This is a genomic window from Brevundimonas viscosa, assembly GCF_900116065.1.
GTDB lineage: Bacteria > Pseudomonadota > Alphaproteobacteria > Caulobacterales > Caulobacteraceae > Brevundimonas > Brevundimonas viscosa.
Genome location: NZ_FOZV01000001.1, coordinates 267,788 through 286,947 on the forward strand (window position 1 = coordinate 267,788; position 19,160 = coordinate 286,947).

Sequence of the window (19,160 nt, forward strand, 5' to 3'; positions counted from 1 at the left end):
CACCGCGATCGCATAGAACGGTTACGCTTGCCGCGCGTTGCTGTGCGGACGACGAGCCTGCAAGGAGATCCCCTTGGCCAACATCACCCTGGTCGACGACGACGAGAACATCGTCGCCTCCGTCTCGCTGGCGCTGGAGAGCCATGGCCACAAGATCACCGCCTATCACGACGGCGCGTCGGGGCTCGAAGCGCTCGAAGCCTCGCCGCCCGACCTGGCCATCCTCGACGTGAAGATGCCGCGCATGGACGGCATGGAGGTGCTGCGCCGCCTGCGTCAGAGCTCGAGCCTGCCGGTGATCATGCTGACCTCGAAGGACGAGGAGATCGACGAAATCCTCGGCTTCAACCTCGGCGCCGACGACTACATCCACAAGCCATTCAGCCAGCGCCTGCTCATCGAACGGGTCAAGGCCCTGCTGCGTCGCACCGGCGCCGACGGCGGCGAGGCGGAGCCGTCCGGCGAGAATTCGAACAAGGCCATCAAGCGCGGCAAGCTGACCATGGACCCCGCCCGGCACGAGTGCACCTGGGACGGCAAGCCGGTGAAGCTGACGGTCACGGAGTTCCTGCTGCTCCAGGCCCTCGCCCAGCGGCCCGGCTTCGTGAAGAGCCGCGACAACCTGATGGACGCCGCCTACGACGACCAGGTCTATGTCGACGACCGCACCATCGACAGCCACGTCAAGCGCATGCGCAAGAAGTTCCGGGTTGTCGATCCCGAGTTCGACGCCATCGAGACCCTGTATGGCGTCGGCTACCGCTACCGCGAGAGCTGAGCCGGACGCTCCGTCCGAGGTCGCACGCCCCCGCCGTCCCCGGCGGTTCGGCGGATCGCGCCTTGGCGGGCTGATCCTCGCCCTCAATCTCGTCAGCCTGCTGATCCTGTTCATCGGCGCCCTGCTGCTGAACGAATGGAGCCGCGGCCTGATCGAGGCGCGTCAGGAGACGCTGACGGCCCAGGGCGAGCTGCTGGTGCGGGTGCTGGGTGAGCCGCAGATCGGCGTCACCCGCGGCGAACCAGTGTCCCTGGATCCGATCGAGGCCAGCCGCTGGCTACGCGACAATTTCATCCCGGAAGGCCAGCGCGCGCGCCTGTTCGACGTCGACGGCATCCCGCTGGCCGACAGCTACGAAGTGACCGAGGCCATTCCCGGCGGACCTCTGCCTCCGGCCCTCCCCGCCGGTTCGCCCGCGCCGACGATCGACCCCGACGAGGAAGGCCGTCAGACCCGGACGCTGCAGCAGGCTCGCGCCGAACTGGCCGCCGAGGTCGACGGCGCCCTTGGCGGCCAGCCCCAGGCGGGCATCCGCATGTCCGAAACGGGCGACCAGGTGGTCTCGGTGTCCATACCGGTCCGCCATGTCGAGCAGGTGCTCGGCGTGCTCACGCTCGAGGCGGGCGACGTGAACGAAACCCTCGACGCCCAGCGCCGCGCGCTGATGCCGTTCGCCCTCGTCGCCCTCGGCGTGAACCTGCTGGGGTCGCTGCTGATGCACATGTTCGTGGCCCGACCGGTGATGCGGCTGTCGACGGCGGCCGACGAGGTGCGCCTGCAGCGGGCCCGCGCCATCTCCCTGCCCGATCTGGAGAGCCGCAAGGACGAGATCGGCGACCTGGCGCGATCGCTGGAGACGATGACGGCGGCGCTGTCCGACCGCATGGACGCCATCGAGGCCTTCGCCGCCGACGTGTCGCACGAGATCAAGAACCCGCTGACCTCGATCCGTTCGGCGCTCGAGACCCTGCCGCTGGTCAAGACCGACGCCCAGCGCGAGAAACTGACCGCCCTGCTGCAGCAGGACGTGCGGCGGCTGGACCGGCTGATCACCGACATCTCCAACGCCTCGCGACTGGACGCGGAGCTGAACCGGGACCGCCCCCGCCCGATCGACCTGACGGTGCTGCTGGGCGAGATCGTCGGGGTCTACGAGGCTGGCCGCAAGCCGGGCGAGGCGCGGGTCGTGTTCGACCCGCCCGAGGGCGGTCATGCGGTCGTGGTCGGTCGCGATGGACCGCTGGGCCAGGTGTTCCGCAACCTGATCGACAACGCCCGCTCGTTCAGCCCGCCGGACGGGGTCGTCCGGGTGACGCTGGCCCGGGACGATCTCGACGGAACCCGCCCCGTGCGGGTGCGGATCGACGACGACGGCCCCGGCATCCCGTCCGAGAACCTGGAGACGGTGTTCGAGCGCTTCTACACCTCGCGGCCGCGCGGGACCGCCTTCGGGACCAATTCGGGGCTCGGCCTGTCGATCGTCCGCCAGATCGTGGAGGCCCACGGCGGACGGGTCTGGGCCGCCAACCGCACCGACGCCGACGGACGCGTGACCGGCGCCCGGCTGGAGGTCGCGCTGCCCGCGGTTCCGGCGGGTCGACGGCCGTGATCGCGGCGACCCAGCCGTTCCACGCCACGGCGGTCGCCACCCGGGCCGGCGGCGCAGGGTGGCGCGCGGCCCTGCTGGCCGGACAGCCCGGCGCCGGCAAGAGCGACCTGGCGCTGCGCCTGATCGGCCGGGGCTGGCGGCTGGTCGGCGACGACTATGTGCATCTGTTCGCCTCGGGCGGCGCGCTCTACGCCCGGTGTCCCGACACCATCGCCGGGCGCATGGAGGTCCGCGGCCTCGGCGTGACGCCGGTCGCCGCCCTTGGACTGGCCAGGGTGGTGTTGACGGTCCAGCTGGTTCACGGCCCTGTCGAACGCATGCCCGAGCCAGTCATGCGCGCCGTGGAAGGCGTCGCCGTTCCCCTGCTCCAGCTGGACCCGCGCGAGGCCTCGGCGGTCGAAAAGGTCGCGGTCGCGCTGGCCCGGCTTTAACCCGGCGACGGTTTGGGCTATTCCGCGCGGCTTGCGGTCTGCTCACGGGCGACCGGACGCGGGGGCGCGAGTCTTGGTGAAGCCTTCATGATCGGGCTGGTGATCGTCACCCACGGGGGACTGGCCTCGGAATTCCTCTCGGCCATGGAGCACGTGGTGGGCCCGCAGCGCGGCGTCGCCGCGATCTGCATCGGGCCGGAGGACGACATGGAGCGGCGCCGCCGCGACATCGTCGACGCCGCCCGCGCCGTGGACGACGGGGACGGCGTCATCCTGCTCACCGACATGTTCGGCGGGACGCCCTCGAATCTCGCCATCTCGGTGATGGAGGAGACCCGCGCCGAGGTCATCGCCGGCCTGAACCTGCCGATGCTGATCAAGCTGGCCAGCGTGCGCGGCCGCGAGCCGCTGGAGGCGTGCGTGGCCCACGCCCAGGACGCCGGTCGCAAATACATCTCCGTCGCCAGCTGGGTGCTGCAGGGCGAGAAATGAGCGACGACGCCGTGGAGAAGGCGACCGCAGTGGTCGGCATCTGCAACCAGCGCGGCCTGCACGCCCGCGCCTCGGCCAAGTTCGTCAAGCTGGCCTCGACCTTCGAGAGCGAGATCCGGGTGACCCGCGACGGCGTGACGGTCAACGCCCTGTCGATCATGGGCCTGCTGATGCTCGGCGCCGGCAACGGCTGCGACGTCCATATCGAGGCCGAGGGTCCCGACGCCCCGGCGGCGGTCGAGGCGCTGGCTGACCTTGTCAACCGGCGCTTCGACGAGGACCAATAGCCGCCTCGCCGGCGGGAACCGGCCGGCTGCGCCTCCGTTCCGCGGCCATGTCCCCATCCCGCCTGATGCCCGCCCTTCTTCTCGCCGGAGCCGCCCTGGCGGTCGCCGGCTGCGCCACCCTGCAGCGCGGCCCGGTCGGCAACGCAGCCGTGCCCCAGCCGGCCAGGCCGGTCGACCTGAACCGCTACGCCGGGCTGTGGTACGAGATCGCCCGCTATGAGAACGGCTTCGAGCGCGGCTGCGAGGGCGTGACCGCCGAATACACCTTGCGGGACGACGGCCTGGTCGGGGTGCGCAACGCCTGTCGCCAGGGCAGCCCCGGCGGCGAGCTGAAGGTCGCGAACGGCCGCGCCCGGGTGATCGAGGGCGGCGACGGCGCGAAGCTGAAGGTTTCCTTCTTCGGCCCCTTCTTCCTCGGCGACTACTGGGTGCTGGACCGCGCCGACGACTACTCGTGGTCGATCGTCGGCGAACCGTCGGGCCGCTACCTCTGGCTGCTCAGCCGCTCCCCCACGCCCGCGCCGACGGTGCGCGAGACGATCATGAACCGCGCCCGCGCGCTGGGCTACGACCTGGCCCTGCTTCGCACGGTCGAACAACCGCCCGCAGGCCACGTCCCGCCGGCCTCGCAATAGCGCTTCAGGGCTGCCCTTCCATCATCCGGCGAGGCGCGTCAGCGCGAGGCGGGATGGTGGAGCCGAGGGGAGTCGAACCCCTGACCTCGTCATTGCGAACGACGCGCTCTACCAACTGAGCTACGGCCCCGTTTCCGGGTTCAGGCGAGGGCGCGACATAGGGGCGGGGGATCGGTCCTGTCAACGGGCTGGCACGGCAAATGTCACGCCGCGCGGCGAATCCTTGGAGAGCGGGGCCGGCCGCGCTAGAAGCGGCGAAACTACGGAGCACTGCGCATGGGTTACGCCCTCGTCTGGCTGGTCGGCGTCATTCTCGACCTGATGGTGTGGGCGATCATCGCCGCCGCCATTCTCAGCTGGCTGTTCGCCTTTGACGTCATTAACCACCGCAACCGCTTCGTCAGCCAGGTGGCGACCTTCCTCGACGCGGTCACCGGACCGATTCTGGCCCCCTTCCGGCGCGTCATCCCGACCCTGGGCGGCATCGACATCTCCCCCATCGTCGCCATCCTGGTGATCCAGTTCCTGAAGATCCTCTTCATGCGCACCAGCGCGCCCTTCCTGATCTCGGTTCTCGGCTAGCCGCGTCCGCGGCGCCACGGCGGCCGCGCATCCGGTGCAAGAGCGGCGGTCCCGGCTTTGCACGGCTCGGGCGGCCGTCCTAAGGTGCCGCCGACGGGGCCCCGGGGCCCGGCAGACATCCGGACTTCATGACCACGATCAAGACAGTCGCCATCGTCGGCGCGGGCCAGATGGGCGCCGGCATCGCCCAGACCGTGGCGACCGGCGGCTACGACGTCCTCCTGTACGACGCCGCCGCCGAGCGCCCCCAGCAGGCGCTGGCCGCGATCGCCGCCAGCCTGGCCCGGCAGGTGAGCCGGGACCTGCTCCCGCAGGCGACCGCGGACGCCGCGCTGGCCCGCATTCGTCCGGCCGCGTCGCTGGCCGAGGCCGCCCGGGCCGACCTGATCATCGAGGCGGCGGTCGAGGACGAGGCGGTCAAGAAATCGATCCTGACCGAATTGACGCCCCTGCTGGGCCCGGACACCCTGCTGGCGTCGAACACCTCCTCGATCTCGATCACCCGGCTGGCCTCGGCCACCGACCGGCCCGACCGCTTCATCGGCCTGCACTTCATGAAGCCGGCCCCGGTGATGAAGCTGGTCGAGATCGTGCGCGGCATCGCCACCTCGGCGCAGACCTATGAGACGGCGGTGGCGTTCGCCGAGTCGCTGGGCAAGACCACGACCAACGCCGAGGACTTCCCCGCCTTCATCGTCAACCGCATCCTGGTGCCGATGATCAACGAGGCGATCTACACCCTGTACGAGGGCGTCGGGAACGTGGCCTCGATCGACAAGGCGCTGAAGCTGGGCGCGAACCACCCGATGGGGCCGCTGGAGCTGGCCGACTTCATGGGTCTGGACGTGGTGCTGGCGATCATGAACGTGCTCTACGAGGGCCTCGCCGACAGCAAGTACCGGCCCTGTCCGCTGCTGGTGAAGTACGTCGAGGCCGGCTGGCTGGGCCGCAAGTCTGGCCGCGGCTTCTATGACTATTCCGGCGACACGCCGGCGCCGACGCGATGATCCGCCGTCTCGAGACGCCGGAGGACTTCCCCGGCCAGCAACGCGTGGTCTGGCGGCGCGAGCCGCAGCGCCTCGTGCTGGCGGCGATCGCCGGCGCCCTGTGGCCGCCCATGGTGCTGACCCTGCTGATCTGGCCGCCGAAGAACTGGCTGCCCGGACTGGAGATGGACTGGCGCCTGACGGTGCTGATCGTCGGCGCCGTGGGGACCCCCGTCGGCCTGTGGTTGCTGGCGCGCGAGCGCGAGCGGAACGGACGGCCGTCCACCCGGCTGGGCGTCGTGTGGCGCTTCATGTTCTATGGCGGCCTGCTGGCGGCGGCGCTGGGCGCGATGCTCGCCCTCGTGCACGCCGTCCAGCAGTGGCTCAGCGCCGCCAGTCTCGGCGAGGGTCTCGGCGGCAGCGAGACCTCGCTGCTCATCTACGGCGTCGGCGGCCTGCCGTTCGCGGTGCTGATCGGCGTCGCCTACGCCCTGTGGGCCGGCCTGTGCGTCGCCTTCATCGCCTTCGCGCCGCAACCGGAAGTCCGCAACCGGCTGGGGGTGATGCGCGATCCGGCCGGCGAGTGAGCCGAGCCTGACGGCGAATTCACTTGGCCCGTCCGCGTTCGGCCGCCAACCTGCCGCACGCCAGAACGGGGGGAGACATCATGGCCGCCATCGAACTCGCGCCCGCCGCCCGGCCCGCTGACGCGGCGCTGGGCCCGGTCCGGCCGAAGGACCGGATCCACAACCTCGACATGCTCCGCGGCTGGGCGATCCTGGGGATTCTCGTCGTCAACGCCGTCTCGTTCGGCTGGCCGGCGGAGGTGCTGATCTCGGAGGCCGCGCCGCCCGTCGACATGTCCCGGGCCGACCAGATCGGGCGGTGGGTCACCGACGTCTTCTTCGCCGACAAGTTCCGCACCCTGTTCACTATGCTGTTCGGGGTCTCGATCTTCCTCGTCGGGGGCGAGAAGCATGACGAGGCGCGCGGCCCCGTGCTAACGCGGCGGCTGCTGTGGCTGGGCGTGTTCGGCCTGCTTCACGGCGCCCTGCTGTGGTACGGCGACATCCTGCTGCACTACGCCTACTGCGGCCTGATCATGATGATGTTCCGCTCGTGGGGCGCGCGGCGGCTGCTGTGGGTCGGCGGTGGACTGACGCTGCTGTGGGGGCTGATCGCCACCCTCGCCTCCTGGGGCATGGCCAACCTGCCGGCGGAATTCGCGGCGAAGATGGCCGCCCAGGGCCCGGCCTCCGATCCGGCCACCATCGCCGCCACGATCGAGCTGTACCGCAGCGGCTGGCCGGCCGGGCTGATCGAGAACCTGAAGGACTGGGCCATGTTCCAGCTGCTGGCCAGCCCGTTCCTGATCCCCGTCTCGGTGCCGCTGATGATGCTCGGGCTGGGTCTGTTCAAGGCGGGCTACCTGTCCGGACGGGCGCCGCTGTGGAGCTATCTGGTCGTGCTGGTGCTGGGCGGCGCCAACCTCGCCCTCTTCGCCGTGTGGGGCTGGCAGGACATGATGGCCGGCGAGGACGCCGACCCGACCCGCGGTCTCGCCGCCGCCGCCGGCGGCATGGCGCCGCTGATCACCCTGTTCTACGTCAGCGTGCTGGTGCTGCTGGTGCGCTTCGGCCTGAAGACGCTGACCACCTGGCTGGTCCCGGTAGGGCGCATGGCCTTCACCAACTACCTGACCCAGACCCTGATCATGGTCACCCTGTACTATGCGCCCTGGGGGCCGATGTGGTTCGGCACGCACGGCCCCGCCGAGATGTGGATGGTGGTCGCCGCGGTCTGGGTGGCGCAGCTGATCTGGTCGCCGCTGTGGCTGTCGGCTTTCCAGATGGGACCGATCGAATGGGTCTGGCGCTGCCTGACCTACGGCCGGCTTGTGGCGATCCGGAAGCCCGCGATCGCCTGATCGTTGCCCGGCGGCGGGCGATGGCTTAAGCGCGCGGCATGACCGACGCCGCCGCCGCCCGCCCCGAAGCCCGCAATCCCAGAGGGTTCGCCGACCGGCGCGGCCGCGACCTCGTCGCCGAGCGCCGGCTCGTGCAGCGGGTCTCGGCCGTCTACGAGCGCTGGGGGTTCGAGCCGCTGGAGACCGGGGCGTTCGAGTACGCCGATGCGCTGGGCAAGTTCCTGCCCGACGCCGACCGCCCGAACGAGGGCGTCTTCGCCCTGCAGGACGACGACGACCAGTGGATGGCGCTGCGTTACGACCTGACCGCGCCGCTGGCCCGGTTCGCGGCGCAGAACTGGGAGACCCTGCCCAAGCCCTTCCGCCGCTACGCCTTCGGCCCGGTGTGGCGCAACGAGAAGCCCGGCCCCGGCCGCTTCCGCGAGTTCGTGCAGTGCGACGCCGACACCGTCGGCTCCGACCGCCCGGAGGCGGACGCCGAGATCATCGCCATGGCCTGCGAGGGCCTCCAGGCCGCCGGGCTGGCGGCGGGGCAGGCGGTCATCCGGGTCTCGAACCGCAAGCTGTTCGACGGCCTGTTCGAGGCCGGCGGAGTGACCGATCCGCTGCAGAAGCTGACCGCGCTGCGGGCCATCGACAAGTTCGACCGGCTGGGCTGGGAGGGGGTCGCCGCCCTGCTGGGCGAGGGCCGTCTGGACGAGTCCGGCGACTACACGAAGGGGGCCAACCTGCCGCTGGGCGTCGCGGCGACGATCGAGGCCTTCCTCGCCTCGGCCGGGGACGCGGGCCTGTCGCGGGCGGCGACGCTGGAGCGGGTGGCGGCCGCGGGCGGCCTCGGCGCGATCGGCGAGGCCGCGCTGGAGGAACTGGCCGCCATCGACCGGGCGCTGGCCGCCATGAAGGTCGACCAGTCGGCGGTGCGCTTCGACCCGACCATCGTGCGCGGACTGGAGTACTACACGGGGGCCGTGTTCGAGGCCGAACTGCTGCTGGAGACCATCGACGACAAGGGCCGCGCGGTGCGCTTCGGCTCGATCGGCGGCGGCGGACGCTACGACGATCTGGTGGCGCGGTTCACCGGAGAGCGGCTGCCGGCGACCGGCTTCTCGTTCGGCGTCTCGCGCCTCGCCTCAGCCCTGCGCGCCGCCGGCCGCGGCGATGAGGACGCCGTGCGGGGACCGGTGGTGGTGATCGTCTTCTCGGAAGCCGACATGCAGCACTACCTCGACGCGGTGTCCGAGCTGCGCAGCGCCGGCGTCCCCGCCGAGCTCTACCTCGGGCGGGCCGGGATGAAGGCGCAGATGAAGTACGCCGACCGGCGCGGCGCTCCCGCGGCCGTGATCCTGGGCGGCGACGAGATCGCGGCCGGGCAGGTGACCATCAAGGATCTGGACGCGGGCCGGGCCCTGGCCGCCGGAGTCGCCGACAACGAGGCCTGGAAGGCCGAGCGGCCCGGGCAGCGCCTCGTCCCCCGCGGCGAGCTTGTGTCAACGGTCCGGAGCATCGTCGAGGCGGCGCGCACAGCTTCGTGAGTTATCGCTGATAACAAAGGAAAATCCCGCGCCGCCGAGGGCCAGTCGATTGACTTGAGCCGGAATTTGTCGTCTTTCTGTCGTCACTCGGGAAGCGCAGCGTTTCGACGCCGCAGCCGCCCGGAGGCGTTTCGGGGAGGAAACGTCCGCTCCTCAGAGAGCGAAAGAAAGCCCGCCGCGATGTATCCCCCGCGGCGGGCTTTTTTGCGCCTGCAGCCTGGCGTCAGCGCGCGCGGCCAGCGAGGCTCCGGGGCTCGGCAAGGGACCCCTCGCCGTTCAAGCAGCAAGGCTCCGCGAGCTGAGCGACAGCGACCCTGAAACAGGAAAGGGCCGGAGCGTCGCCGCCCCGGCCCTTCCCCAGTTCGATGGAACCGCCGCCTACCAGATGCGGACGCGGTCCTCCGGGGCGAGGTAGTACTTGTCGCCGGGCTGAACGTCGAAGGCGTCGTACCAGGCGTCGATGTTGCGCAGCGGGCCGATGACGCGGAACTCGGCCGGGCTGTGCGGATCGGTGGCGATCTGCTGGCGCAGGGCGTCGTCGCGGTACTTGGACTGCCAGACCTGGGCCCAGCCGTAGAAGAAGCGCTGGTCGCCGCTCAGGCCGTCGATCACCGGGGCCGGCTGGCCGTCAAGCGACAGGTGGTAGGCTTCCAGGCCCACGGCCGTGCCGGCCGCGTCGCCGATGTTCTCGCCCATGGTCAGTCCGCCCTGGACGTTGAAGCCGGGGATCGGCTCGAACTGGTCGTACTGGGCGCCGAGGCGGGTGGTCAGGGCCTCGAAGCGGGCCTTGTCCTCGGGGGTCCACCAGTTGCGCAGCACCCCGTCGCCGTCGGACTTGGAGCCCTGGTCGTCGAAGCCGTGGCCGATCTCGTGGCCGATCACGCCGCCGATGCCGCCGTAGTTGACGGCCGGGTCGGCGTCGGGATCGAAGAACGGCGGCTGCAGGATGGCGGCCGGAAAGACGATCTCGTTGTTGGCCGAGTTGTAGTAGGCGTTGACGGTCTGCGGGAACATGCCCCACTCGTCCTTGTCGACGGGATCATTCAGCCGGTTGAGCCGGTAGTTCCACTGGAAGAGACCGGCGCGCTCGGCGTTGCCGAACAGGTCGTCGCCGCGGATCTCGAGGTCCGAATAGTCCCGCCACTTGTTCGGGTAGCCGATCTTGACCGTGAACTTGGCCAGCTTGTCCTGGGCGGCGGCCTTGGTCTCGTCGCTCATCCAGTCGTAGGTGTTGATGCGGTTGCCGAGCGCGGTGCGCAGGTTGGCGACCAGCTCCTCCATCTTGGCCTTGGACTCGGCCGGGAAGTACTCGGCCACGTACTGGCGGCCGATCGCCTCGCCCAGCATGCCTTCGGCGAAGCTGATGGCGCGTTTGTCGCGGCTGCGCTGGGCCGGCTGGCCCTGCAGATCGCGCGAGCGGAACTCCCACTGGGCGTCCGAGAAGCGCTTCGACAGCAGGCCGGCGGCGTCGTCCGTGGTGTGGAAGGCCTGCCAGGCCTGGATCACCTCGACCGGGGTCTCGGCGTAGATCGCCGCGATCTTCGGCATGGCCGTGTCCTGGCGCACGATCAGGCGCGGCACCCCGCCGACGCCGACGGCGTCATAGTAGGCCTGCCATGGGAAGCCGGGCGCTTCCGAGGCCAGCTGGGCGATGGTGTACTCGTTGTAGGTCTCGTCGCGGTTGCGGTTCTGGATGGGCGTCCAGTGGGCCTCGGCGATGCGCGTCTCGAAAGCGAGAATGGCGTCGGCGTTGGCGGCGGGATCGTCCCAGCCGATCATCTCCAGCATGCGCTCGACGTAGGCGCGGTACAGGGCCTTCTTCTCGGCCCAGCGCTCCTCGAGGTAATAGTCTCGGTTGGGCAGACCGATGCCCGACTGGCCGGTCGCAACGACGTAGCGGGTCGGCGCCTTCTGGTCGATCGTGATGCCGGTGCCGAAGATCGACCCGCCGAAGCGGCCCTGGGTCTCGCCCATGTAGACGGCCAGCTTGTCGTGGGTGTCCGCGGCCCGGATGGCGGCGAGGTAGGGCTGCAGCGGCTGGGCGTCCAGCGACTCGATGCGGGCCTCGTCCATGTAGGCGCGATAGGCGTCGGCGATCTTCGCCTCGTCGGAGCCCGGCGCGAGATCGGTGCGGGCGACGAGGCCGTCGATCATCGCCTTCAGGCGGTTGTCGGACAGCTCGCGCAGCAGGGCGAAGCTGCCGTAGGAGGTGCGGTCCGACGGAATCTGCATCCGGTCGAGAGCCGCCCCGTTGGCATGCCGGAAGAAGCTCTCGCCCGGTTCGACCGAGGTGTCGCGACCGGCGAGATCGAAGCCCCAGGTCCCGTAGCGGGGCGCCTCGACCCCCTGCCATCCCGTCACGGTCGCGCCGGGTTCGCTGGCCTGGAAAAGCTCGAAGACGGTGCAGGCTTCGTCGATGCAGGCGTGGTCGTGATCCTGGGCCAGCGCGCCCGAAGCGGGCAGCAGCAGGGCGCCCAGCGCGGCGCCGATCAGCAATTTCTTCATGTGTCCCTCGACTTCGCGTCCCTTCCGGGGAGCGTCGCGCCGGACCCTACGCCCCGCGGGGGCGCTGTCGTCTGAAATTTTTGTCATGAACCCGGGACGGGAAAACACGGCGACGGGAGCCGGGGCCCCTTGGCGAAGGTTGCGCCAGCCGGGATAGTGGGCCGGCAGGAGGACGGATGCACGGCGAGGCGGGCGGCGACTACAGGGATCTGGTGGTCTTTCTGGCGGCGGCCGGCGTCGTGGTGCCGCTGTTCAGCCGCTTCAGGATGAGCCCGGTGCTGGGCTTCCTCGCGGCCGGCGTGCTGCTCGGCCCCGACGGACTGGCGCGCTTCGCCGACGTGGTCCCGTGGCTGTCGTGGATCACCATCTCGGACGCCGCCCAGCTGCGCTCGCTTTCGGAGCTCGGCGTCGCCTTCCTGCTGTTCATGATCGGGCTGGAGCTGTCGTGGGAGCGGCTCAAGGCCATGCGGCGGCTGGTGTTCGGCCTCGGTCTCACCCAGGTGGCGGTCTGCGCCGCCGGCCTGGCCGCGGTGTTCATGCTGATGGGGCAACCGCTCGTCTCCGCGGCGGTGCTCGGCATGGGACTGGCGTTGTCCTCCACCGCCGTGGTCATGCCGGTGATGGCCGAACGCGGACGTCTGACGGCGCCGGCCGGCCGCGCGACCTTCGCCGTTCTGCTCGCCCAGGACCTTGCGGTCGCCCCCATCCTGATCACCGTAACGGTGCTGGCGGCGCTGGCGCGGAGCATGGGCGGCGGCGGAGATTTCGACCCGTCGATCCTTCGGCCGGCGCTTTTCACCCTGATCCCCGCCGCGGTCGGCCTCGCCCTGCTCGTGGTGCTCGGACGGCTGGTGCTGCGGCCGATGTTCCGTTCCGTGGCCCGTTCGCGCAGCCGCGGCCAAGGGGGGGAACTGTTTGTCGCCGCCAGTCTGCTGGTGGTCGTCGGGGCCGGCATGGCCGCCCAGGCCGCGGGCCTGTCGATGGGCCTTGGCGCGCTGATCGCGGGCCTGCTGCTGGCCGAGACCGAGTTCCGCCGCGAGGTCGAACTGGCCATCGATCCCTTCAAGGGTCTGCTGCTCGGCGTCTTCTTCGTCGGCGTCGGCATCGCGCTGGATCTCGACGCCGTCGCCGCCGACCCGCTCGCCGTCCTGGGACTGGCGGCGCTGATGACGTTCCTGAAGGCCGCGCTTATCTTCGGAGCGGCCAGGCTCTGGGGCCTGGGAAACCGCACCGCGATCGAGGCCGCCCTGATGCTCGGTCCGGCCGGAGAGTTCGCCTTCGTCATTCTCGGCGCCGGTCTGGTCGAGGGCCTCGCTTCCCCCGCTTTCACGCGCACCGTCATGCTGGCGGCCACGATCAGCATCTTCACCATTCCGCTGATGGCGCTGGTCGCCCAGCGCCTGATCCGGGTCGCTCCGCAGGCGCCGGACGTGCCGCCCGAGGCGCTGGCGCCGGCGGCGGTCGCCGCGCAGGTGCTGGTCGTCGGCTTCGGCCGGGTGGGGCGTCTGGTCGGCGAGATGCTGAGCGAGCACGGCCAGCCGTTCCTGGCGCTCGATTCCAACGCCTCCACCGTCTCCCGGGGGCGGGCCGAGGCGGCCAATGTCTTCTATGGCGACGCGGGGCGGCCCGAACTGCTGAAGCTCTGCGGCATCGAATCCGCCCGGGCGCTGGTGGTGACCATGGACGCGCCGTCGAAGGTGGACGAAGTGGTCGCCGCTGCCCGCTCGCTCCGCCCCGACCTCAGCATCATCGCGCGCGCCCGCGATTCCCGCCACGCCGAGCGCCTCTACGGACTTGGCGTCACCGATGCGGTTCCGGAGACGACCGAGGCCAGCCTGCAGCTGGCCGAGAACACCCTGGTGGACCTCGGCGTGCCGATGGGGCTGGTGCTCGCCTCCATCCACGAACGGCGCGACCGCTTCCGCAAGATGTTCCAGGAGGCGATGCCGAAGGGAGACGCGCCGCGGGCTCCGAGAGCGCTTCGCACCACCCTGCGACGGTGAGCCGCAGCGGCGTCGTCCGTTAACCGTCGCCTGTTGTGGCCCGTTAACCCGGGCACCCCATTTTGGTCATCGTTGCGTGATGAGTGCCACCCCTCCCCGGACTGTCGGAGAACCTCCGACGGCGCTCTCCGGAGCATTGAATCCATAGCATCGCTTCGGCGTTTTCTTTCTGCCGGCGGCTCTCCCCCGCCGCATAGTCGAGTACCGATTTCATGCGAGACATCGCCCAAACCTCCGCCCTCGACCCCTCCGAGACCGAGGCCGAAGCCCCCCGTCTGAACCGCCGTCAGGCCGCCAAGGTGCGGACCCGGCAGAAGGTGCTGGACGCCGCCCGCGCCCTCTTCGCCGAGCGGGGTTACGAGCCCGCGACCATCCGCGACATCGCCAAGGGCGCGGGAATGTCGACCGGCGCGGTGTTCGCCAACTTCCAGGACAAGGCGGAGCTCTTCGAGGCCGTCCTGACCGAGGATCTGGCCCGGCTCGGCGAGACGCTTCGCGCCGCCGCGGCGAGCGAGAGCTCGGTGCGTGGTCGGATCCTGGCGGCCCTGACCGCCGCCTACCACGGCACGCTCGAACAGCTGCCGCTCGTCCAGGCCGTCGTGGCGCGCTCGTGGTTCCAGCCGGTCGCCGCCGAGATGCGCATGCGCGAGGCGATCAAGCCGGTGACTGCGGTGGTCGCCGATGTGGTCCAGGCCGGCGTCCGCGAAGGCGAGCTGCGTCAGGACGCGGACGTGCGACTGCTCTCGGACCTGATCTATGCGGCCTTCCTGTCGAACTACCGCCGCGCCGCCTACGACGGCTGGAACATGGAGCAGCTTGACGCCCAGCTGCAGAAGCAGGTCGACGTGATCCTGGCCGGCGCGCTCGCCCGGCAGTGACGCCGCCCGGGCCCGCCGCTGACTCCTGCGAAGGCCGCGACCCCCGTCGCGGCCTTCAGCTTTTCCAGCGCAGGGTGACGGGCTGGACCGGATTGACGAACGGCCGACCCTCGGCCCGGCTCTTCGCCCACTCGCGCTTCAGCTGCTGGTACCACTTGGCCTGCTTGTCGGCGTCGTCGATCCAGATCAGGGCCGGATCGTAGCGCAGGCCCTCGTTCTGCAGGTTCACCATGCCGCCGTCCTGCCTGAGGAAGGCGACCACGCCGAGCCGGAGGAAGGGCTTGGCGAGCCCGAACACCCAGTGGTCCGACCAGAAGATCTGGGTGATCCGCGTGCGGGCGGCCGTGATCGGCGTCAGGCAGGTCAGGGCCAGCACCTGCTTGTCCCCGACCTGGATGTGCTCCCAGCGATAGCCGGGAAGGCGGAAGGTGATCTCGGTCGCCGGCGCGCCGCCCAGGATGCGGTAGGCGCGGCTGTTCGACGAGGGCGCATGACGCACCATGGCGAAGCCGTGCTCGCGCGGCTCGAAGGCCTTGGCCTTCTCGTGCATCGAATGCTCCGAGCGCCACCACCACTGCTGGTGCACGAAGGGGCCGTGGGCGGGGTCCATGAGCCCGATCACGGCGTGATCGATGTGGCTGTCGAACTCCATCCATTCGACCAGCCTGGCTCCGCCCCCGACGACGCCGGGAAACTGCGGCGGCTCATGGTCGGGTTCATCCGCGCCGCGCGGGTCCGAGCCCATCCAGATGAACACCAGCCCCTGGCTCTCGCGCACCGGATAGCGCCGCACGCGGATGCGGTCGGTCTCGAAGGCCTGGGATTCCACCAGCGACGGAATGGCGGCGCAGCCGCCGTCGGGGCGGAAGCGCCACCCGTGGTAGGGGCACTCGATGGTCTCTCCCTCGCCCTTGTCGACGATGCGGCCCGCCGAAAGCGGCGCCGCCCGGTGGGGGCAGATGTCGCGCAGGGCGAAGACCTCGCCCGACCGCGTGCGCCCGATCAGAACCGGCTCGTCCAGCAGTTCGTGCCGCTTCAGGGAGCCCGGCGCCACGTCGCGCGAGAGGGCGACGAAGTACCAGGCGTCGAGGACGAATCCCTTCCCGAAGGGGGCCGGCGGCGGTGTGCGCGCTTCTCGGGCGGCGGCGACGGGAGCAGTGTCGGGCGGCGTCATGGCTGCTATTCTAGGCGAGCCGCCGGGGCCGCCGCCAGTCGCTGATGTCGAGTCTGCAAAAAGAACTTTACAACACAAAGTATCCCGGATATCGGCGTTGTGACGCAGATGGAGAGGTCTCCCCGATGAACACCACCCTGACGGCCGTTCTGGCCGCCGCCGCCCTGACGGCCACGCCGGCCTTGGCCCAGGATCCCCACGCCGCCCATGCGGCGCACGCCGCGCAGGGCCACGACGCCCACGCCGCGCCCCAGGGTCACGGGGACCACGGCCACGCCCACGCTCCGTTCGAATCGGGCCGCTTCCACGTCCGCGTCGACGGACCGGAGCACCCGGTCGGCGACGTGATCCTCGTCCCCGGCCTGACCTCCTCGCCGGAGGTCTGGGAAGGGCTGACCGAGACGCTCAAGGGGCGTTACCGGGTCCACCGGGTGCATGTGCAGGGCTTCGCCGGCGCGCCGGCCGAGGACAACGCCACGGGCCCTGTCTCCGCGCCGGTGGCCGAGGATCTGGCCCGCTACATCGCCGAGCAGGGTCTGGAGAAGCCGGCGGTGATCGGCCATTCGATGGGCGGGACCATCGCCATGATGCTGGCGGCGCGTCACCCCGACAGCGTCGGCAGGCTGATGGTGGTGGACATGGTGCCGTTCATGGGCGCGATGTTCGGCGGCCCGGGCGCCACGGCCGAGAGCGTCGCCCCCGTCGCCGACCAGATCCACGCCGGCATGGCGAACGGGCCGCGCGACGCCTACAACGCCCAGGCTGCAGCCCAGATCGCCGGCATGATCAACACGGAAAGCCTTCGGGCCGGTCCCCTTCGGGACATGGAGACCAGCGACCAGAAGGTCGCCGCCTCGGCCTTTCGCGAGCTGATCGTCACCGACCTGCGGCCCGAGCTGGCCAGCATCACCGCCCCGACCACGGTGCTCTACGTGAAGTTCAACGACCCGCGGATGACATCCGAGATCACCGATGGGATCTACCAGGCCTCGTTCGCGACCCTGCCCGGCGCCGAGCTGAAGCGCATCGATGACAGCGCCCACTTCATCATGCTGGACCAGCCCGCCGTATTCGCCGCCGAGGTGAACGCGTTTTTAGAATAGGGCGCGTCCGGGCCATCGTTTCGGCGGAAACGTCCTTCACGGTCGCGTGAGAGACGCGGGGGCGTTTCCGTCGGCAGCTTGACCGGTTATGACCACCGGCAGGCTTGATGAGGTTTCGATGGCGGGTTCCGGCTTCAGGTTCGGTCGCGGCTCGGGCGGCGACGGGAAGGCGGCGCGCACGCCGCTGCAGCGCCTGCTCTACTGGAGCGCGGTGCTGGCCGTCTGGGGCCTGATCTTCCTGGTCGTCTTCTTCGCCGTGTTCGCGCGCGACCTGCCTGACACCTCGACCCTCTACAATGTCGACCGGCAGCCCTCGATCACCTACCTCGACCGCAACGGGGCGCTGATCGCGGTGCGCGGCACGCAGCAGGCCCCGCCGGCCGATCTCGACGCCCTGCCGGATTACGTTCCGGCCGCCTTCATCGCCATCGAGGACCGGCGCTTCTACTACCATCCCGGCTTCGATCCGATCGGCATGAGCCGGGCCATTGTCGCCAACATGCGCGCCGGGCGGGTGGTGCAGGGCGGCTCGACCCTGACCCAGCAGCTGGCCAAGAACCTCTTCCTCAGCCCGGACCAGAACCTGAAGCGCAAGGTCCAGGAGCTGATGCTGGCGGTGTGGCTGGAGATGAAATTCTCCAAGGAGGAGATTCTCGCCCTCTACCTGAACCGGGTCTATTTCGGCGCGGGCGCCTACGGCATCGAGGCGGCCTCGCAGCGCTACTTCGACAAGGGCGCCAAGGACCTGACCGTCGGCGAGGCGGCCCTGCTGGCGGGCCTGCTGAAGGCGCCATCGCGCTATTCCCCGGTGTCGGAGAGCGAGCGCGCCGCCGCCCGCGCCACCGTGGTGCTCGACGAGATGGTCGAGGCCGGCGTGATCACACCGGAACAGCGGGCCGAGGCGGTCACCGCCCCCGTGCGCGTCTCGCGGACCCTCGCCACCCAGCACGCCCAGTACTTCGTCGACTGGCTGGACAAGCAAATCCGGGAGCTGGTGGGCGAGCCGACCGAGGACATGATCGTCGAGACGACGCTGGACCTGACCCTGCAGACCCAGGCCGAGCGGGCCGTGCGGCGCATCCTCGACCGGGACGAGTCGCGCGGCGTGGAGCAGGCGGCGCTGGTGGCGCTGGACGGCGAGGGCCGGGTGCGGGCGATGATCGGCGGCGCCTCCTACGCCGACAGCCAGTTCAACCGGGCCGTGGACGCCCGGCGGCAGGCGGGCTCGGCCTTCAAGCCGTTCGTCTACCTGACGGCGCTGGAGAGCGGCTACACGCCCGAGACCCGGGTCAACGACGCGCCGATCCGGATCGGCAACTGGTCGCCACGCAATTACACCAACGATTTCAGGGGCGAGATGCCCCTGTCGCAGGCGGTCGCGCAGTCGATCAACACCGTTGCCGCGGGCCTCGCCGACCAGGTCGGCCGCGACAACGTCGCGCGCACCGCCCGGCGGCTGGGCATCACCAGCCGCATCGGCCTGGAGCCGGCCATGGCGCTGGGCGCGGTGGAGGTGTCGCCGCTGGAAATGGCGCAGGCCTACGACGCCTTCGCCAACGGCGGCAAGCGCGTGCAGGCCCACGGCATCAGCCGCATCCGCACGCCGCAGGGACGGGTGATCTACCAGCGCTCCAACCGCGCCGGCGCGCCGATCCAGGCGATCACCAATCCGTTCCTGTACTACCAGAACCAGATGCTGCGCGGCGTGATGACCGGCGGCACGGGACGGTCGGCGGCCATCGCCGGGCGCGATCTGGCGGGCAAGACCGGCACCACCTCGGACTACAAGGACGCCTGGTTCGTCGGCTACACCGGCGGCTTCGTCACCGCCGTCTGGGTGGGCAAGGACGACAATACGGCTATGCGCGGCGTCACCGGCGGCTCGTCGCCGGCGGCCATCTGGAAGGCCTTCATGCAGGCCGCCCTGCCGCGCCTGAACGCCCCGGACATCCCGGCAGGGCCGCCCATGCCCGAGGGTTGGCGCGCACCCGATCCGGTCGAGAGCCTGCTGGGCCAGATCGGCGACCTGTTCGGCGACAGCCCGCCCGCCATCGATCCGCTGGACGAGCCGATGCCTGAGCTGACTCCGCTCCCGCGAGAGCCCGCGCCCCGTCGCGACGACCAGCCGGTGGTCCGCCCCACCCAGCCGCAGCCGCAACAGCCGCGGCGGGAGGAACCCCGGCCGGAGCCGGCGCCGCCGCCCGAAAGGAAGCCGGAGCCGCTGTTCTTCTGACCGTC

Annotated in this window: 17 protein-coding genes and 1 tRNA gene; 15 read left to right on the forward strand and 3 right to left on the reverse strand. The window is 70.4% G+C overall.

Annotated features, from left to right (window positions below; all coding sequences use genetic code 11):
- The first annotated feature begins 73 nt into the window (after positions 1–73).
- The 6 genes from BM333_RS01285 to BM333_RS01310 all read left to right on the forward strand — a co-directional run bounded on the left by BM333_RS01285 (position 74) and on the right by BM333_RS01310 (position 4,232).
- Positions 74–778: a two-component response regulator ChvI gene (locus BM333_RS01285; RefSeq protein ID WP_092306489.1), complete on the forward strand. Its 705-nt coding sequence runs from the start codon at positions 74–76 to the stop codon at positions 776–778.
- Positions 747–2,387 carry a sensor histidine kinase gene (locus BM333_RS01290; RefSeq protein ID WP_092306491.1) on the forward strand — a complete coding sequence of 547 codons (1,641 nt, stop codon included), beginning with the start codon at positions 747–749 and terminating at the stop codon, positions 2,385–2,387. The genes BM333_RS01285 and BM333_RS01290 overlap by 32 nt, the downstream gene beginning before the upstream one ends.
- Positions 2,384–2,818, forward strand: a complete 435-nt coding sequence (locus BM333_RS01295; RefSeq protein WP_092306493.1) for an HPr kinase/phosphorylase — start codon at positions 2,384–2,386, stop codon at positions 2,816–2,818. Before BM333_RS01290 ends, BM333_RS01295 begins: the two co-directional genes overlap by 4 nt.
- A gap of 87 nt (positions 2,819–2,905) precedes the next feature.
- Complete coding sequence (locus BM333_RS01300) at positions 2,906–3,310, forward strand: PTS sugar transporter subunit IIA (protein ID WP_092306495.1); 405 nt, start codon at positions 2,906–2,908, stop codon at positions 3,308–3,310.
- Complete coding sequence (locus tag BM333_RS01305; RefSeq protein ID WP_092306497.1) at positions 3,307–3,597, forward strand: HPr family phosphocarrier protein; 291 nt, start codon at positions 3,307–3,309, stop codon at positions 3,595–3,597. Before BM333_RS01300 ends, BM333_RS01305 begins: the two co-directional genes overlap by 4 nt.
- A gap of 47 nt (positions 3,598–3,644) precedes the next feature.
- Positions 3,645–4,232, forward strand: coding sequence for a lipocalin family protein (locus BM333_RS01310; RefSeq protein ID WP_092306499.1), 588 nt, complete (start codon positions 3,645–3,647; stop codon positions 4,230–4,232).
- Positions 4,233–4,286: 54 nt separating this feature from the next.
- Here BM333_RS01310 and BM333_RS01315 read toward each other — a convergent pair.
- Positions 4,287–4,362, reverse strand: a tRNA-Ala gene (locus BM333_RS01315).
- A 146-nt stretch (positions 4,363–4,508) separates the two neighbouring features.
- Here BM333_RS01315 and BM333_RS01320 point away from each other — a divergent pair.
- From BM333_RS01320 to hisS, 5 genes are all read left to right on the forward strand, one after another.
- Positions 4,509–4,814 carry a YggT family protein gene (locus BM333_RS01320; protein ID WP_092306501.1) on the forward strand — a complete coding sequence of 102 codons (306 nt, stop codon included), beginning with the start codon at positions 4,509–4,511 and terminating at the stop codon, positions 4,812–4,814.
- A 128-nt stretch (positions 4,815–4,942) separates the two neighbouring features.
- Positions 4,943–5,821 (forward strand): 3-hydroxybutyryl-CoA dehydrogenase, encoded by an 879-nt coding sequence (locus tag BM333_RS01325; RefSeq protein ID WP_092306503.1) that lies wholly within the window; start codon positions 4,943–4,945, stop codon positions 5,819–5,821.
- Complete coding sequence (locus BM333_RS01330; protein ID WP_092306505.1) at positions 5,818–6,387, forward strand: phthalate transporter; 570 nt, start codon at positions 5,818–5,820, stop codon at positions 6,385–6,387. The genes BM333_RS01325 and BM333_RS01330 overlap by 4 nt, the downstream gene beginning before the upstream one ends.
- Positions 6,388–6,467: 80 nt before the next feature.
- Positions 6,468–7,727: a DUF418 domain-containing protein gene (locus tag BM333_RS01335; RefSeq protein WP_092306507.1), complete on the forward strand. Its 1,260-nt coding sequence runs from the start codon at positions 6,468–6,470 to the stop codon at positions 7,725–7,727.
- Positions 7,728–7,765: 38 nt separating this feature from the next.
- Complete coding sequence (gene hisS / locus BM333_RS01340) at positions 7,766–9,259, forward strand: histidine--tRNA ligase (RefSeq protein ID WP_092306509.1); 1,494 nt, start codon at positions 7,766–7,768, stop codon at positions 9,257–9,259.
- A 378-nt stretch (positions 9,260–9,637) separates the two neighbouring features.
- On the opposite strand, the gene BM333_RS01345 is transcribed toward hisS, so the two are convergent.
- Positions 9,638–11,764: a M13 family metallopeptidase gene (locus BM333_RS01345; protein WP_092306511.1), complete on the reverse strand. Its 2,127-nt coding sequence runs from the start codon at positions 11,762–11,764 to the stop codon at positions 9,638–9,640.
- Positions 11,765–11,940: 176 nt separating this feature from the next.
- Here BM333_RS01345 and BM333_RS01350 point away from each other — a divergent pair, with 176 nt between their 5' ends.
- Both BM333_RS01350 and BM333_RS01355 read left to right on the forward strand, forming a co-directional pair.
- Positions 11,941–13,767 carry a cation:proton antiporter domain-containing protein gene (locus tag BM333_RS01350; RefSeq protein WP_092306513.1) on the forward strand — a complete coding sequence of 609 codons (1,827 nt, stop codon included), beginning with the start codon at positions 11,941–11,943 and terminating at the stop codon, positions 13,765–13,767.
- Positions 13,768–13,979: 212 nt separating this feature from the next.
- The gene (locus BM333_RS01355) at positions 13,980–14,645 is read left to right on the forward strand and encodes a TetR/AcrR family transcriptional regulator (RefSeq protein ID WP_092306515.1); all 666 of its coding nucleotides are present in this window, start codon (positions 13,980–13,982) and stop codon (positions 14,643–14,645) included.
- 55 nt (positions 14,646–14,700) lie between these two features.
- Here the strand turns inward: BM333_RS01355 and BM333_RS01360 are convergent, their stop codons facing one another.
- Positions 14,701–15,819 carry an aromatic ring-hydroxylating oxygenase subunit alpha gene (locus BM333_RS01360; protein WP_092306517.1) on the reverse strand — a complete coding sequence of 373 codons (1,119 nt, stop codon included), beginning with the start codon at positions 15,817–15,819 and terminating at the stop codon, positions 14,701–14,703.
- Positions 15,820–15,944: 125 nt separating this feature from the next.
- Here BM333_RS01360 and BM333_RS01365 point away from each other — a divergent pair, with 125 nt between their 5' ends.
- A complete protein-coding gene (locus BM333_RS01365) occupies positions 15,945–16,922 on the forward strand; it encodes an alpha/beta fold hydrolase (protein ID WP_092306519.1) in 978 nt (325 codons plus the stop codon).
- 118 nt (positions 16,923–17,040) lie between these two features.
- Positions 17,041–19,155 carry a transglycosylase domain-containing protein gene (locus BM333_RS01370; protein WP_092306521.1) on the forward strand — a complete coding sequence of 705 codons (2,115 nt, stop codon included), beginning with the start codon at positions 17,041–17,043 and terminating at the stop codon, positions 19,153–19,155.
- Positions 19,156–19,160: the final 5 nt, after the last annotated feature.